Source organism: Propionispora sp. 2/2-37, from assembly GCF_001298735.1.
Taxonomy (GTDB): domain Bacteria; phylum Bacillota; class Negativicutes; order Propionisporales; family Propionisporaceae; genus Propionispora.
On record NZ_CYSP01000010.1, the window covers coordinates 25,087 to 41,283 of the forward strand.

At 46.3% G+C, this 16,197-nt stretch carries 20 protein-coding genes; all 20 read left to right on the plus strand.

Annotated features, from left to right (window positions below; all coding sequences use genetic code 11):
- The first annotated feature begins 300 nt into the window (after positions 1-300).
- The 20 genes from hydE (at position 301) to P22_RS11810 (ending at position 16,166) form a co-directional block, all read left to right on the plus strand.
- Entirely contained in the window at positions 301-1,341 is a 1,041-nt protein-coding gene (gene hydE / locus P22_RS11715; RefSeq protein ID WP_054260571.1) for a [FeFe] hydrogenase H-cluster radical SAM maturase HydE, read from the plus strand.
- 37 nt (positions 1,342-1,378) lie between these two features.
- The gene (locus P22_RS11720) at positions 1,379-1,648 is read left to right on the plus strand and encodes a spore photoproduct lyase family protein (RefSeq protein ID WP_373432674.1); all 270 of its coding nucleotides are present in this window, start codon (positions 1,379-1,381) and stop codon (positions 1,646-1,648) included.
- Between the two features lie 102 nt (positions 1,649-1,750).
- Positions 1,751-2,053, plus strand: coding sequence for an STAS domain-containing protein (locus tag P22_RS11725; RefSeq protein WP_054260431.1), 303 nt, complete (start codon positions 1,751-1,753; stop codon positions 2,051-2,053).
- Positions 2,054-2,196: 143 nt separating this feature from the next.
- Positions 2,197-2,988 carry a flagellar motor stator protein MotA gene (motA, locus tag P22_RS11730; RefSeq protein WP_054260432.1) on the plus strand — a complete coding sequence of 264 codons (792 nt, stop codon included), beginning with the start codon at positions 2,197-2,199 and terminating at the stop codon, positions 2,986-2,988.
- Positions 2,981-3,739, plus strand: coding sequence for a flagellar motor protein MotB (locus P22_RS11735; protein WP_054260433.1), 759 nt, complete (start codon positions 2,981-2,983; stop codon positions 3,737-3,739). Before motA ends, P22_RS11735 begins: the two co-directional genes overlap by 8 nt.
- 188 nt (positions 3,740-3,927) lie before the next feature.
- Positions 3,928-4,308: a holo-ACP synthase gene (gene acpS / locus P22_RS11740; RefSeq protein ID WP_054260434.1), complete on the plus strand. Its 381-nt coding sequence runs from the start codon at positions 3,928-3,930 to the stop codon at positions 4,306-4,308.
- Positions 4,308-5,882, plus strand: coding sequence for an NAD(P)H-hydrate dehydratase (locus P22_RS11745; protein ID WP_054260435.1), 1,575 nt, complete (start codon positions 4,308-4,310; stop codon positions 5,880-5,882). Before acpS ends, P22_RS11745 begins: the two co-directional genes overlap by 1 nt.
- Before the next feature lie 188 nt (positions 5,883-6,070).
- Complete coding sequence (locus tag P22_RS11750) at positions 6,071-6,343, plus strand: CopG family ribbon-helix-helix protein (protein ID WP_054260436.1); 273 nt, start codon at positions 6,071-6,073, stop codon at positions 6,341-6,343.
- Between the two features lie 3 nt (positions 6,344-6,346).
- Complete coding sequence (locus P22_RS11755; protein ID WP_054260437.1) at positions 6,347-6,697, plus strand: type II toxin-antitoxin system PemK/MazF family toxin; 351 nt, start codon at positions 6,347-6,349, stop codon at positions 6,695-6,697.
- Positions 6,698-6,773: 76 nt separating this feature from the next.
- The gene (locus P22_RS11760; protein ID WP_054260438.1) at positions 6,774-7,670 is read left to right on the plus strand and encodes a ComEC/Rec2 family competence protein; all 897 of its coding nucleotides are present in this window, start codon (positions 6,774-6,776) and stop codon (positions 7,668-7,670) included.
- The gene (locus P22_RS11765) at positions 7,667-7,897 is read left to right on the plus strand and encodes a DUF3006 domain-containing protein (RefSeq protein WP_069972816.1); all 231 of its coding nucleotides are present in this window, start codon (positions 7,667-7,669) and stop codon (positions 7,895-7,897) included. The genes P22_RS11760 and P22_RS11765 overlap by 4 nt, the downstream gene beginning before the upstream one ends.
- 92 nt (positions 7,898-7,989) lie before the next feature.
- The gene (locus tag P22_RS11770) at positions 7,990-9,144 is read left to right on the plus strand and encodes an N-acetylmuramoyl-L-alanine amidase family protein (protein ID WP_235814635.1); all 1,155 of its coding nucleotides are present in this window, start codon (positions 7,990-7,992) and stop codon (positions 9,142-9,144) included.
- 1 nt (position 9,145) lies between these two features.
- On the plus strand, positions 9,146-9,745 hold the full coding sequence (locus tag P22_RS11775; RefSeq protein WP_054260439.1) for a GerMN domain-containing protein: 600 nt from the start codon (positions 9,146-9,148) through the stop codon (positions 9,743-9,745).
- Positions 9,746-9,957: 212 nt separating this feature from the next.
- On the plus strand, positions 9,958-10,962 hold the full coding sequence (gene thiL, locus P22_RS11780; protein ID WP_054260440.1) for a thiamine-phosphate kinase: 1,005 nt from the start codon (positions 9,958-9,960) through the stop codon (positions 10,960-10,962).
- Positions 10,963-11,058: 96 nt separating this feature from the next.
- The gene (gene tsaE, locus P22_RS11785) at positions 11,059-11,541 is read left to right on the plus strand and encodes a tRNA (adenosine(37)-N6)-threonylcarbamoyltransferase complex ATPase subunit type 1 TsaE (RefSeq protein ID WP_054260441.1); all 483 of its coding nucleotides are present in this window, start codon (positions 11,059-11,061) and stop codon (positions 11,539-11,541) included.
- Positions 11,522-12,229 carry a tRNA (adenosine(37)-N6)-threonylcarbamoyltransferase complex dimerization subunit type 1 TsaB gene (tsaB, locus tag P22_RS11790; protein ID WP_054260442.1) on the plus strand — a complete coding sequence of 236 codons (708 nt, stop codon included), beginning with the start codon at positions 11,522-11,524 and terminating at the stop codon, positions 12,227-12,229. The genes tsaE and tsaB overlap by 20 nt, the downstream gene beginning before the upstream one ends.
- Complete coding sequence (gene rimI, locus P22_RS11795; RefSeq protein ID WP_054260443.1) at positions 12,226-12,672, plus strand: ribosomal protein S18-alanine N-acetyltransferase; 447 nt, start codon at positions 12,226-12,228, stop codon at positions 12,670-12,672. The genes tsaB and rimI overlap by 4 nt, the downstream gene beginning before the upstream one ends.
- Positions 12,673-12,848: 176 nt before the next feature.
- Positions 12,849-13,883 carry a tRNA (adenosine(37)-N6)-threonylcarbamoyltransferase complex transferase subunit TsaD gene (gene tsaD, locus P22_RS11800; RefSeq protein ID WP_054260444.1) on the plus strand — a complete coding sequence of 345 codons (1,035 nt, stop codon included), beginning with the start codon at positions 12,849-12,851 and terminating at the stop codon, positions 13,881-13,883.
- 275 nt (positions 13,884-14,158) lie between these two features.
- Positions 14,159-15,583: a sensor histidine kinase gene (locus P22_RS11805; protein WP_054260445.1), complete on the plus strand. Its 1,425-nt coding sequence runs from the start codon at positions 14,159-14,161 to the stop codon at positions 15,581-15,583.
- 1 nt (position 15,584) lies between these two features.
- Positions 15,585-16,166, plus strand: a complete 582-nt coding sequence (locus P22_RS11810) for an ANTAR domain-containing response regulator (RefSeq protein ID WP_054260446.1) — start codon at positions 15,585-15,587, stop codon at positions 16,164-16,166.
- Positions 16,167-16,197: the final 31 nt, after the last annotated feature.

The window sequence follows — 16,197 nt, forward strand, 5'->3', positions numbered from 1 at the left end:
GCTTTGTAAGCTTTATACTTTTTTACGCCTGAAGGCGAAGATAATAAAACCTTGTCTTTACAGCATGATTATTTGGTTTTACTGGCGTGGTTGATAAAGTTTTTGCAATTGCTTGACGAAAAAAGGATTATAGCCTGAAATATAGAAATGTAATCTCAAGTTAACTGTATACATGAAGGACTTTTTCCCGCGACGAAATCGGCGAATTAGCAAATGATTTTAACAGTATGTTGATCGACAAATTATCCAAAACGGTTGCCGACTCTTCAGCGGAGCTTAAAAAGGCGGTAGAAGATTTTGATGCAAGCTGTTTTAAAACATGCGGAAAGTACCCATCAACTGCAAAAACAAGATATTGTCCGGTTACTTGAAGACGAGGCAACTGCAGCGGATTTGTTTGCAGCGGCCGACAGAGTCCGGGCAGCGTATGTCGGCAATGAAGTCCATTTGCGGGGCTTGATTGAATTTTCCAATACGTGTAAGCAGAATTGTTTGTACTGCGGCTTGCGCAGAGACAATAAAAAGATTACGCGGTATCGGCTGATGCCGGATATGATTGTTGAATTGGCACGCAAGGCACAAACCTACGGCTACAAAACAGTGGTTTTGCAGTCGGGGGAAGATCCCTACTATTCGCTAGCAATGATGCAGGAAATTCTGCTCAGGATTAAAACCCTGGGGTTAGCAATTACACTTAGTATTGGCGAAAAAACGCGGGAGGAATATCAGGCATACCGGGAGGCCGGGGCGGACCGCTATCTTCTCAGGATTGAAACAACGGATCAGGCGCTGTATGAACAGTTAAATCCGGGGATGAATTTTTTGAACCGGCTGCGCTGCCTGCAGGATTTGAAAGAATTGGGTTATGAAGTAGGTACCGGAATTATGGTGGGTTTACCTGGGCAGTCGTTGGAGTCGCTGGCGCAGGATATTCTGTTTTTTAAAGCGATCAATGCCGATATGATCGGTTTGGGACCCTTTATTTCCAATCCGGATACGCCGCTTAAAGCAGCGGGCGGGGGAGAATTCTCTCTGGCACTTAAAGTTATGGCCATTACCCGCCTGTTGTTACCGGACAGCAATATACCGGCAACTACGGCCATGGAAGCACTGAATAAACAAGGTAGGACTATTGCCCTTCAAAGTGGTGCTAATGTGGTGATGCCCAACGTAACCGAGGGGGAGTATCGGGAATTATATATGCTTTATCCAGGAAAAATCTGTATTAATGATACTCCGGCTCATTGTCGCCAGTGTATCGGCGGCAAAATTGCGGCTATTGGCAGAAGTGTCGCTCAGCATGCCGGTTTCAGGAACAGGAAAAGCCCGGAACAGTTATAACTGTTCCGGGCTTTTCTCAGTTTGTCCCGAATGAGCGATAAAAAAGCGGCTTTCGGGCAGTTTGGCGGCTGACCTTACTTTTGAACTGATTACCCATAGATTTACCAAGCGGGCCAAAAATAATATTCTGGCACTTTATCCAAATTCCCGGCTGCTGTTGGATGAGGGAGTACGCAGTTTTAAATTCGGACAGTTTGGTTATGGTAAATATATTTATGGTAAAGAGGTCAGGCAGGATATAAAAGATTTTATGGCCGGAGAATTACTGCGGCATTTTCCGACAGCCGAAATAGAATATTTTGTATAAATATCGACAAAAGAAGTGATTTTTAGAAGGATTATAACAAAAAAAAAAGAACTGTTAATTAGCATAAAAGTGTTTCTTAAGGTTAGGGAGGCCGCTGATTATATGAACCAGGAAGTGTGTATTATTGACGGCATTGTCCATCTAACAATTGGCGGTAGTATTTATGCAGAAGAAGCGGACATGCTTAAGGAGAGTTTGTGGCAATACATGGAGAACGGGTATAGTCGTTTCAGCCTTAAGTTTGATCATGTGGATTATATTGACAGCGCCGGGCTGGGAGCTCTGGTGGCGGCACAGAAGAGAGCCCTGTATTTTTCGGGTGAAATTATCATATGCGGACTGGGTGGTGCGGTGAAAGAACTATTTGAATTGAGCAGACTGAATACGGTATTTAAAGTGGAGTAGTGCATACGTCTCATTACATAACATGTTCCAGGCAGCAAAGTTTAGTCAGCTATACGCCCGTTGAGGGTTTTTGTTCATTTTGTTACCATAAATGTATTTATTGCAGTTTATGAAGGTTTATTTTGTGGTTAGGAGGCCGAATTTTGGAAAAGTCAACAGCGATAGGTATTATTCTTGGTTTATTAGCCGTTGGTGTCGGGATGGTATTAAAGGGTGCCAGCCTGTCAGCTCTAAACAACCCTGCTGCATTTTTGATTATTATCGTAGGTACGGTGGCTTGTATCTTTAATGCTTTCCCCATGGAAGACATTAAGAAGTTTCCCACGCTGATAAAAATGTTGTTCCGTCAGCCCGCTCTCTTCCCTAAAGAACAGCTTTTAAAATTGTTCGTGGAATTGTCGCAGACGGCCAGACGCGAAGGAATTTTAGCGCTGGAAAGCCGGGTGACGGAGATACCGGATGCTTTTTTGCGCAATGGCCTGTCTATGGTTATTGATGGCCTGGATCCCGATTTTGTGAGTGATGTACTGGATGCGGAAGTACAGGGAATGGAGGAGCGGCATCGCACCGGTGCCTTAATCTTTTCTCAGGCCGGATCATATGCACCGACACTGGGGGTTTTGGGAGCCGTTGTAGGTTTGGTTGCGGCGTTGGGCAATTTAAATGATATCGAAAAGCTGGGTCATTCGATTGCAGCTGCATTCATAGCCACAATGCTTGGTATTTTTACCGGATATGTGTTGTGGCATCCATTTGCCAATAAGCTTAAGCTTATGTCCAAATTGGAAGTCGAAAATAAAAAAATGATGATTGAGGGGATTTTATCATTACAGGCAGGCGACTCTCCAACCGCGATTGAAGCTAAACTGCTGGTATTCATTCCGCAAAAGGAAAGGGCGCTTTTAAAGCCTAATGCGGAGGCAAGAAATGGCTAAGAAAAAGCATCATGCCCAGCAGCACGAAGAACATATGGATGAGACTTGGCTGATTCCTTATGCTGACTTACTGACTTTGCTTTTAGCAGTATTTATTGTTTTATTTGCTTCATCGCAAATTGATCAAAAAAAGTTTGAACAGATTTCCAAATCAATGAGCGTTGCTTTTGGCAGTGGTAGCCCGGCCATTTTTGACAGTATGCGGGTAGATCCGCAGTCCAGCGATGACCCGTCTGCCGCCGACAGCCTCGCAAAATCAGCCCAGGAACAGGCGTATGTGGAAGAAAGTGCACAGCTTATGCGCACAAAACAAATTCTGGATAAGTATATTCAGGATAATGGCCTGACGAATGAACTGCAGACTATTCTTACCGATGAGGGCCTTTTGATCCGAATTAAAGATAATGCCCTGTTCCCTTCAGGCAGTGCGGATCTGCTGCCGGATTCGCGTCGTACCGGCGGGGAAATAGCCAAGATGCTGTTACCGCTTTCGCAAAAAATTATTGTATCAGGGCATACGGATAATGTCCCTATCAATACGGGGGCGTTTCCTTCCAACTGGGATTTGAGTACAAAACGGGCGGTTAATTTCGTGAAATTTTTATTATCTCAGGAAAAAATCGACCCAGGACGGTTCAGTGCTACCGGGCATGGAGAGTTTCGCCCCGTAGCTTCCAATGATACTGAGGAGGGGCGGGCTCAAAACCGCCGTGTTGAAGTTTTGATTGCACGTAATTACCGCTTACAATAAGAATCAGTCATTGAGAAAAACCTTGCATCCTGTATGCAGGGTTTTTTATTATGGAAAAATAAATAAATATAAATAAAAATATTTATATTTATTTATTGACCAAATGATACGGGAAGAACTGCAGCTTGGCAAACCCTATGGAAGAAGGCTATAATTACAAAAGGAAAAGAGACTAAGGAGACGGGCTGATGATTGTCGGGATAGGGATTGATATTGTTGAAATAGAGAGGATTCGTTCCGCTGTTAAACGGGATAGGTTTGTACGGCGGGTGTTTACCAGGGGGGAACAGGCCTATTGTGAAAGCCGTGGCCAACAAGGTGCCGCTTCCTATGCCGCACGGTTTGCCGCGAAGGAGGCTGTTATGAAAGCTTTTGGAACGGGTTTGGCAGGCGGGAACTGGACGGATATTGAGATTGTTGTGGATAAAAACGGACGCCCGTCGGTGGTTTTGCAGGGAATGTTCGCAGAACGGGCGCAGCAGTTGCATCTCGTGCAAATTTATATTTCATTAACCCATGCACAGGAATATGCCGCTGCTCAGACTGTATTATGGGGGAGGGAGCCTTGATGAAAGCGGCAACAGCTGAACAGATGAGAAAAATCGACAATTTGGCGATGGACCAATATAAAATTCCCGGCATTGTGCTCATGGAGAATGCCGGAAAAGCACTGGCTGAAGCCATAGAAGCCGCTTTGTACGGGGTCAATGAAAAAAAAGTCTGTATTTTTGCCGGCAAGGGGAATAACGGTGGGGATGGTTTTGTGGCTGCCCGGCATTTAAGCAACCGTGGGGCGAAAATAAAAGTATTTTTGTTTTGCCCCAAAGATCAAATTTCCGGTGATGCCGCACTTAACCTGCAAGTTCTGCTGCGGATGGGGGTGGATATTGTTGAAGTAACCGGGATTCGCGATTGGGATAAAGTAAAGATCGGAATTTCTTTCGCCGACTGCTTAGTGGATGCTTTATTGGGAACCGGTTTTAAAGGGGAAATTACCGGCAATATGGCACAGGTTATTGATCTGATAAATCTTGCCGGAAAAATCGTTGTTGCTGCTGATATTCCTTCCGGAGTCCATGCGGATAACGGGCAGGTGGGAAAGACTGCGGTACGGGCCCGGCATACGGTTACGTTTGGTCTATATAAACCAGGGCTGTTGTTTCATCCGGGTTGTGAATATGCCGGTCGAATCACGCTTGCTGATATCGGAATTCCCGGTATGCTGTTGGTTGATCCGGAAATTAAGCAGAATATGGTTACTCAGCAGGAGGTAACGGACACACTTAAGCCGCGCCATCCTGCCGCTCACAAGGGAATATGCGGTCATGTCCTGGCAGTGGCCGGATCACCAGGGCTTACCGGGGCCGCCGTATTGTGTTCGGAAGCTGCTATGCGTGCCGGTGCCGGCTTGGTAACGTTAGGGATTGCCGCCGGTTTGAATGACGTGCTGGCGATAAAATTGACGGAAGTGATGACCAAAGCCTTGCCGGAGCACACCGATGGGGTATTGGGAAACGAAGCCTGGGAAACGATCAGCCTGCTCTCTGCCAGGTGCCAGGTGCTGGCTGTTGGCCCGGGGCTAGGTCGGCATGAGGCTACGCAGGCATTGGTTGAAACCATCATAAAGCAAGCGCAATGCCCGCTGGTTCTTGATGCCGATGCGCTGTTTGCCATTAGCGGGAATACCGGCGTGCTGGCTGAAGCGCAAGCCTTGCCTGTCCTTACTCCTCATCCGGGAGAGATGGCTAGATTGACCGGGCTAAGTATTAGTGATATTAATGAAAATAAAACGGATATTGCCAGAATGGCAGCTGCTGAATGGCAGGCAATTGTCGTTTTGAAGGGAGCTCCGACGGTTACTGCTTTTCCCGATGGGGAAATATTTATTAATACTACCGGAAATGCCGGCATGGCGACAGCCGGAAGCGGGGATGTGCTGACAGGCGTAATTGCCGGCTTGGTAGCCCAAGGGTTATCTTCTCACGATGCGGCTGTCAGTGGGGTGTATGTGCATGGCCTGGCCGGGGATATTGCAGCGCAGCGCGGTATTACCGGAATGATGGCTGCCGATATCGTGAGAGCCTTACCGGAGGCTATTTACCGCATTCAGCATAGTAAATCGAACGGTGGTAAACTATTTTAGCGAGCATCGTGCCGGTTTTACTAGCCGGCTATATTTTGATGGCAATAGTAGGCATAATTTGTTTATTGCTAATGCATACTTAGTTATGATATAGTTGATTTTGACAGTATATAAAAACGTTGACTTGAGTATATAAAGATAGATATAATTAATATATGGATCATGTGTAGACTGGCGGGGGTGAAGGTGTGGCTGAGTTGAAACGTATTATGATAAGTATTCCCAACACTTTATTGCAGGAAGTTGATGGCATCATTGCCATGGAAAAGCTAAGCCGCAGCCAGTTTGTGCGCGAAGCGATGCGCCTGTATATTGAAGATCGCAAGAAGAAAGCTATTCGTGATATGATGCGGAAGGGCTACCAGGAGATGGCTGTTATTAATTTGTCGCTGGCCGAAGAAGGCTTGCTGGTTGATTCGGATATGTTTGAAATGCCTACTCTGCTGGCGGAGCGTGAATAGGCTATGATTGTGAAACGTGGGGATGTTTATTATGCCAATTTGAGTCCGGTGGTGGGATCGGAGCAGGGAGGGCATCGCCCTGTTTTAGTTATTCAAAATGATGTTGGAAATAAATACAGCCCTACCGTTATTGTTGCCGCAATTACTTCACAGATTTCCAAGGCCAAGCTGCCGACACATGTTGAATTGAGCGCTAAACAATATAATTTGGAAAAGGACTCGGTTATTCTACTGGAGCAGTTGCGGACTATTGATAAACGCCGGTTAAAAGAAAAGGTAACCCATCTGGGCGAAGATATTATGGGACAAATTGATGAAGCTGTACGGGTCAGTCTGGGGCTGGTGCAACTATGATAACAGAACAGTCAATTTTCGGCTATAGGCGGGCAACTGCCTATTTTTAGTTTATAACCAAAACAGGAGAGGATGTATGATATTGTCGCGCAGTTTTCATAAAGCTTTACTGGCCGGTATAATGGCACTGCTTTGTGCCGCTGTTTTTATCCTGCCCGGTTGCAGTGTCCAAACACAAGCGCCGGAAAAGGCTATAGGTATAACGGTGCATGTTATTGATGTCGGGCAGGGGGATGCTATTTTGATCTCGTCGTCCCGGGAGAATGTACTGGTGGACACAGGCGACGTACCGGACCGGGACAAACTGGTGTCTTACATAAAAAAACAGGGAATTTCCACTATTGATAAGGTCATTATTACTCATCCTCATGCCGACCATTTGGGGGGAATGCCTGCTGTCCTTGAGCATTTTACCGTGAAACAGCTGTATGACAGTGGACAAACTACAACAACCGGTTTATACCGGCGTTATTTAACTACAGTGAAAGACAAAAAAATCCCTTTCTCTATTTTAACTGGCGGGCAGACCCTCGAACTTGGCGACGGAGCCGTTTTGCATATTCTCTCGCCGGGTAAGCCTTATTTTGACGGGCCGGACGCATTAAACAACAATTCGATTGTGGCGAAACTGGTATATGGGAACTTTTCCATGCTGCTCACCGGCGACGCTGAGCAAGAAGCGGAACAAAAACTGGTCAAACTCTATGGAGAGGATTTGCACAGTACGGTTTTGAAAAGCGGTCATCATGGCAGTAATACTTCCTCGAGCAGTTCTTTTTTGAAGCAAGTGAGGCCGGAGGTCGCCGTTATTTCGGTGGGAGCCGGCAATGAATATCATCATCCTCACCCGTCGACGCTAAAAAAATATGGGGCGATGAAAAGCAAGGTATACCGTACCGACCGAGACGGCACCATAACCATATATAGTGACGGACAGTCTTATCAGGTGAGAAAGGAGAAAAACAACCAATGATCATTCAGGCAATTATTGATCGTTTTGAGGGCCAACAGGCGGTCCTGCTTATAGGCGCTGAAGAGGTTCGGGTTGTCTGGCCTTCTGTTTTTTTGCCCGAGGGCTGTCGGGAGCAGGATGTACTGAAGTTTGACCTCCGGCTCGATGCCGAGGCTACACAAAAGGCGAAACGGGAGGCTCAGGAATTGCTGAATCAATTGTTGCAATCCGGTAAAAAGGACGAATAAACAGTTTTTTTGTGATTTTTATTGATGATTTGCAGGATTTTTCTCAAAAAACGCGAATTTTAGTAAGGCACGTCGTAATATGGAGGTGTGTTGTGCGGCGCAAATTGGTTTTCGCGTTTTTTATGATTTTCTTGATTTTCCCGCAAATATTATTTGCGGCTGCCGCGAATAACGCAGCAGTTGTTTCGACAGCGGCAAAACCTTCTCAGGGTACTGCAAAGAACATGCAGCAAGTGAGTAGCAAATCGGCATCTGCAGAACTTTTAAATGTACGTTATGCCATACATAACGATGCGGTGAAGGGCGGCAGTACATTACGGCTGGTCATTGATTCTTCAGGACCGATTGAGGCGAGCGGTACTATGATTAATTCTCCGTCGCCCCGGCTCATCGTTGATGTAAAGGGGGCCGCGCTTGGCAAATTAAAGAAAAGCATGGTGCTGGATGGCACCATTGCTGAAAAAGTGAGTTTTTTGGCTGTTGGCAGCAAAAACAGCCGTATCCTCATTGATCTGCCGACCGTAATCAACAACAATGGGTACCGGGTTTTTACCTTAAAGAATGACCCGGGAGCCAAAAAGACCAATCGTGTGGTTGTGGATATTGAAAAACCGGTGCCGAAACCTGTATTCTCTTTTACGCCGGGACTAAAGGGAAAAACGATAGCGATCGATCCAGGTCATGGCGGCAGTGATCCGGGGGCTATTGGCAATAATAAAACCCAGGAAAAAAACGTTACACTGGCTGTGGCACAGAAAGTTCAGGCATTGCTGACTCAGGCGGGAGCCCAAGTGATTATGACACGGGACACGGACAGGGATGTTTTTGGACTGAATGCCAGTGCGGTGGACGAGCTTGGTGCGCGGACCTTGATTGCCAATAAGCGTAAGGCGGATGTGTTTGTCAGTATTCATATTAATGCCTTTACCGATCCGTCCGTTGGTGGTATCGCCAGTTATTATTATCCCAAGACCGGTTATGATATGATGTTGGCCCAGAATATACAGGATAAATTAATAACGGTTTCCGGCGATTTTCCGGACCGTGGTGTCAGCCAGGCAGGGTTTTATGTTATGAAGCATGCGGATATGCCGGCTACCTTGCTGGAACTTGGTTTTATATCTAATCCGCGAGAGGAAAAACTGCTTAACACACTTCAGTTTCAGCAGGAAGCAGCCCGTAGTATTGTTGACGGTTTGGAAAGCTTTTTTGCGCAAGCTGCTGCCGTAACAGGAGGTGGGCGATAGAATGAATGCAAGAACTTTAAGAGAATTTCTGCTTGCGTTGCTTTTAAGCATGTTGACGTTGCTTTTGGTTACCGGCTGCTCGGAACAAACCACCTCAGGCAATATTACCGAGCCTGCGGAGCAGACCACTGCTGCAGCTTCTGAAGAGCAGATATCCCCGGATAATCATCCGGCGGGACAAAAAAATACGATACAGATCGTAATCTATCAGGCGACCAAAGATGCTAAGTATCTCGTACCGGAGGTTCACGTGGTGCCGCTTAATGCTCATCCGGCCAGAACGGCCATTGAACTATTAATAGCAGGTACTAAAAACAAAGATCTGGTTGCCGTTATGCCGCCGGATACCCAGTTGCGTTCTTTGTCGATAAAGGATCATACTGCCTATGTGGATTTCAGTAGTCAACTGATAAAAAACAATCAGGGCGGGTCGGCTTCGGAAATGCTGCTGGTAGGTGCGGTGGTGAATACCTTGACAGAATTTCCGGAGATTGATAAGGTGCGTTTTTTGGTTGAGGGTAAACTGATTGATACGATTAACGGGCATATGGATATAAGTCAGCCGTTAAGTCGTTCGGAAAGCATGATAAAGAAAAACTGAGTAGTCAGTAGCTGATAGTAGCTTACAACCGGAGTTGTTTGTATGACGATGGTAAAAAGCTATTATCAGCTATTCTTGTTATGCCGGAATGTAAAACTTTAGTTCCTGATTTACAAATTTTTTCACGGAAGTGGCATACTAAGGATGCAGGAATAATGATATTTGCCAAGAATTACAGTTTATGAAAAAGCACATGGTGGTGTCTCTACTTCATGATGAATAGTGGGTTAAAAGACCTTGGCGAGTTTGGTTTAATTGATCTGATAAAACAGGATACCATTCAGGATCCGAGCAGCGTAATTGCCGGTATTGGCGATGATGCGGCCATTGTGTTGCCGACTCCCCGCCAACTGCAGCTTTTAACTACGGATATGCTGGTGGAAAGTGTTCATTTTGATTTGAAAACAACTACGCCCTGGCAGCTTGGCTACAAGGCGGTTGCCGTCAATCTGAGTGATATTGCCGCTATGGGCGGTAATCCTAAACAGGCGTTGGTTTCATTAGCCATTCCGAAAACTACGCCGGCTGATTTTGTTGTTGATTTATATAAAGGCATGAAGGAGATTTGCCGGGAATTCGGTGTAAACATTGTCGGCGGTGATACGGTTTCCACGCCGCAGACGTTGACCATCAACGTTGCCGTACTAGGCGAGGTAGAGCCCGGCGGTATCGTGCGCCGTTCGGGTGCCGGGATGGGGGATATTGTGGCTGTTACCGGAACATTAGGCAATTCCGGGGCCGGCCTTGACTTACTGCTGGCAGGAGATTGGGAAGAACACGATTTTGCCTGGCCTTTAGTGACCGCTCATTTGACGCCGCGTCCACAGGTGAAGGCCGGGCAGCTTTTAGGCGGGATGGGCGTCTCCAGTTTAAATGACGTCAGTGACGGGCTGGCCAGTGAAGCCCATGAAATTTCCCTTGCCAGCGAAGTGGGAATGCATATTTTTGCCGATAAGATCCCCTTGGCAGGTGAACTGAAGGCTGCTGCGGCTTTGCTGCATACCGAAGCGCTCCACTATGCGCTGTACGGTGGTGAAGATTATCAACTGTTGTTTACAGCGGAGCCGAGCCGCTGGGGGCAATTAGCCGAGATGGATATCGGAGTTGAAGTTACGGCGATTGGGAAAGTTACCAGGAAAGAAGAAGGGGTTAAACTGGTTATGCCTGACGGCAGGATTTTGCCGCTCGAACCCAAAGGATATAACCATTTTCGTTAGTGCGTGGACATTATAGTGAGCAGTAACAGGTTTAATTTTTCTGTTTTCGAATGACGCGTCAGGATAGGGAAAAGTGACAAGGAGTTAAAGTTCAATATGATCATATGTAAAACACAGAGCCCGGAAGCGACTTTCGCTTTCGGGAAAAAATTGGCCGGTTTATTACATAGTGGCGATGTTCTGTGCCTTGAAGGCGATCTGGGAGCAGGGAAGACGCTCCTGGTACAGGGAATAACGGCAGGATTGCCAGCTGCTGGTCCTGTTACCAGTCCGACGTTTACCGTAATGAATGTATATGAGGGACGGTTGCCGGTGTACCATTTTGATATCTACAGACTGGAACATCCCGCGGAATTGCAGGATATCGGCTTTGATGAATATACCGGTTCACATGTTGAAGGCATAGCCGTCATTGAATGGCCTGATAAATTTCCCGAATATATGCCGGAGGAAAATATATGGATTATCCTTTCAGCGGGTGAAAACCCGGATGAACGGGTATTATCTATTCAGGTACATGGAAAACGTTATGCAGACTATGAAGAGGAGTTGAGAAAGATTGCCGATTCTTGCCATTGATACAGCTACTCTCGTATCCAGCGTAGCGCTTGCTGCAGCGGATACGCTGGTAGCTGAACTTACTTTACAGACCAAAAAAACACATTCGGAATTATTGATGCCGCATATTGATCGAATTTTACAGATGGCGACAATCGAAAAGTCGTTACTTAAGGCAGTGGCTGTCAGCATTGGACCAGGTTCGTTTACCGGTCTTAGAATTGGTTTGGCTACGGCCAAGGCCTTGGCCTATGCGCTTCATATTCCTCTGATCGGAGTACCTAGCCTGGCGGCTCTGGCGTTTAACTGCCCTGTACCGGGAAGCATTTTATCACCGGTATTGGATGCACAAAAGGGGAATGTATATCAGGCATTATATACCTGGCAGAATGCGGAACTTACCGAACTGGTCCCACCCAGAGTCATCTCTTTTGCAGCCGCATTGGAGGAACTGGCAGTTAGGGAACACCCGGTGCTGTTACTGGGCGAAGCAGCAGTGGCGCATCGTCGTGAAATTGAAGCGCGGGGTGCTAATATCATGATGGCGGCACCTCATGTGGTTATGGCGCGTGCCGGCAGTATTGCCATGCTGGCACACCGGCTGTTAAAGCAGGGAGTGTACCACGATGTATTTTCCTTAGAGCCGCTTTATATTCGTAGATCGGAAGCCGAAGAATTGTGGGAAAAACGCTGTGGTGCGGTGCAATGAACCCAATAGGTATCCGGCGTATGCAAATGTTGGACATTGAGGCCGTTATGAAGGTTGAACAGGCATCCTTTTCCACTCCCTGGTCACAGCAGGCCTTTGAATCGGAGCTGAAAAACGAATTAACCTATTATCTGGTGTTGTGCGAAGGCAGGAAAATAATCGGATATGCGGGTATGTGGATTATCGTGGACGAGGCCCATGTAACCAATGTGGCCGTACTGCCTGAATACCGGGGACGGGGACTTGGTGAGAAACTAATGTCCTCGCTTAAGGAGGCTGCCGCGGCACGGGGGGCGGCCAGTATGACATTGGAGGTGCGCCCTTCCAACCGGGCGGCGCGGAGCTTATATGAAAAGCTGGGATTTGTCCGGTGCGGGTTACGCCGCAATTATTATACGGACACTGCGGAGGACGCACTCATCATGTGGTGCCGTCGCTTATAAAAAAAGACCACTCGCGTGGTCAAAGGGTGATTGTTCCTTTTACAATATGATGCCCGGCCAGAAAGTGTTACGAAAACAATGCAGGAAATGAAATATGTGGCTTGCAGTTGTCTGATTCATTTTACTGAAGTGGAGTGTAAGCTGCTCAATTACCAGTAATACGGGGGAGTCCATTTATGAAAGTTAGAACACAGCAGCGCTGTTTGATATTAGCGCTGGAAACCAGTTGCGATGAGACATCCGCAGCCGTCATTGCCGATGGACGCACGGTTTTGTCCAATATTATTTCCTCACAAATTTCCGTTCATCAAAAATTTGGCGGTGTTGTGCCGGAAATCGCGTCGCGCAAGCACATTGAAAATGTTATTGGAGTGGTGGATGAAGCATTGCATACCGCCGGTGCTGTCTTACAGGATATGGCTGCCATCGGGGTTACTTATGGACCGGGATTGGTCGGGGCACTTTTAGTCGGAGTGTCGGCCGCCAAGGCTCTGGCCTTTGCCGCCGATTTGCCGTTAGTAGGGGTAAATCATCTGGAAGGGCATATGTTTGCTAATTTTTTGGCTCATCCAGAGCTGCAGCCGCCTTTTGTTTCCTTGGTGGTATCCGGGGGACATACCTCCCTGGTTCATGTCCGTGAGTATAATTCATTTGCTTTATTGGGCCAAACAAGAGATGATGCCGCCGGAGAAGCTTTTGACAAGATCGCCAGGGTAATGAAATTACCCTATCCGGGCGGCCCGCACATTGATCGATTGGCTAAGACTGGTAATCCACATGCCTTTCCTTTCCCTAGAGCGCTTACCGGCGAAAATAGTTTTGAATTTAGCTTTAGCGGCCTAAAGTCAGCAGTTGTTAATTTTTTGCACAATGCCGAACAACGCGGTGAGACAGTTCAAGCTGCTGACATTGCTGCCAGTTTTCAGGCTGCAGTTGTTGATGTCCTAACGGAAAAAACGGTCCGGGCGGCTCAAAATAATCAGGTGGACCAGGTTGTCCTTGCCGGAGGGGTAGCGGCCAATAGCTATCTGCAACGGGAACTGGAAGGGCGGTGCCGGCAGGCAGGAATTAAGCTGTATTTTCCTCCGCCAATACTTTGTACCGACAATGCAGCCATGATTGCCTCCCGGGCCTATTACCAATACCTGGCCGGTGATCTGGCTGATTTACATCTTAATGCGGTTCCGGCACTACAGTTGGGGACCAAATAGTCCATACGCGATATGTTTGGTGAAAATGCTTGTCATACAATTGTGGATAGTGTGAATAAATAATAAAGAAATAATTATTTATCAGGAATTTCCCTGTGGATAGAATTGTGGATTGTGTGGATAACTTCGGGGATAATGTCTGGATAGCTGTTTTGACGGTGAGTTGGTGATAAAAGTATGAGAATGTGTTATTTTAACAATTGTTATAAAAGGAATTTTTACGTCTTCAGTAGAATAACTATAATTTGAACATTTCTGGAGGGAAATTGGGGGCTATGAGTGTTGCTGGAGACATATGCAGGAAAATAAGTGGATTGCAGTCCGCGCAGATTGAGCTATTAGAAAACATAACGGTGAATTTGGGCATTGTATCTGATTTAGCGCATGCACAAGTCACTGTATATGCCAGAGCCCGTGATGAAAATTTTGTAGTTATTTTAGCACAGGTAAAGCCACATACTAGCTTTATACAGCGAAAACCGAGTTTATTGGGTTCTACTCTTCCGATTGCCGAAGAACCACTTATTTTTCGCACTTTTGTCTCCGGTGAATCCATTTGCGGTCAGCGTGAATGGGCATTGGGGATGTGGATGGAAATGTGGACCTATCCGGTTTTGGATAATGAGGGCAATATCATTGCTGTCATTAGTTTTGAATCGAATTCCGATGAGGTCCGGGCTGAAGGACACAGCATTCTGGTAGAAAGTGCGTATATGCTGCAATTAATTTTGCGTGGCGTATCTAATCGTAAACTTTTTCGGCCTCTTTCGGCAAGTGACGGTATTTTAATCATCGATGAAATGGGGCAGATCATTTTTGCTAATGCGGCAGCTATCAGTATATACAAAGTATTGGGTGTAAGCCATATTGTCGGCCGGCGTTTTTATGATCGGCATGTGGATATGCGGCTGGTGCAAAAGGCAATTCGCAGCAAGGAACCGAGTGAAGTGGAAATCGAAGCCGGCGGAATGACATTGGTACAGCGTGTCATTCCCATTGTCAATGATACAGGGCAATTAATGAGAGTGGTTGTCATTGTTGCCAATGTCACGGAAATCAAGAAGAAGGAAAAGGAATTATCCATAAAGGCGGCTGTCATCCAGGAGATTCATCATCGGGTAAAGAATAATTTGCAAACCATTGCTAGCCTGCTTAGATTACAGGCGCGCCGTACCAAATCGCAGCCGGTCAAGGCAGCCTTAAGGGAAAGTGTGAACCGTATCCTCAGCATTTCTGTGGTGCATGAATTTTTGTCGCAACAGGATGCCGAATTTATTGATGTGGCTGAAGTGGCCAGGAATATACTGGATATGGTTATTCAAAATATGCTGGAACCGGATTTTAATCTGCAGACTATTTTCAACGGCAATACGGTGATACTGGCTTCGGAAAAAGCCAGCAGTCTGGCATTAGTGATTAATGAACTCATTCAAAATTCTATTGAGCATGGCTTTACCGGCCGCAGAGAAGGCGTAATCGGTGTGGATATAGCCACTTTAGAGGCTACCTACCAGATTGAAATATATGATAACGGGATTGGTTTACCACCTGATTTTAATGTGCAAACGTCCAATAGTCTGGGCTTGCAAATTGTACGGACTTTGATTGAAGAAGATCTTGGCGGTAATTTCCGGTTATATAGTGAACAGGGTACTCATGCTTGTATTACAATTCCCCGTGAGGTGGAGGGAGGGAAATAATATGCAACGGCTTAGAATTGTTATTGCCGACAATGAATCGATTATCAGAATGGATTTGAAAGAAATTCTGGAAGAAGCCGGACATACTGTGATCGGTGAGGCGACAGACGGTCTGAAAGCTGTGGATTTGGTGCGGCGGGAGCGTCCTGATTTAGTTATTATGGATATAAAAATGCCGGAAATGGATGGAATTACAGCTGCAAAGATTATTTCCAACGAAAAACTTTCTCCGGTTTTATTACTTACCGCTTTCAGTCAGAAGGAAATTGTAGAAAAAGCCAAAGATTCCGGCGTTATGGCATATTTGGTCAAACCGGTGAAAGAAGCCAATTTATTCCCGGCCATGGAAATTGCTCTGTCGCGTTTTAAAGAATTTATGGACCTGGAACAGGAACTGGAAGGTGTCAAAACCTCGTTAGAAACACGGAAAATTTTAGATCGTGCCAAGGGGATATTGATGGATGCCTATAATTTAACTGAAAGTGAAGCTTACCGGCGTATCCAGCAGTATAGTATGAGCAAGCGGAAATCCATACGGGAAGTAGCCGAGGCTATTGTGGAATCGGTCACAAAAAAAAGGTAAGAAGGGCCCAGCAGCTGTTTTGCTGGGTTTA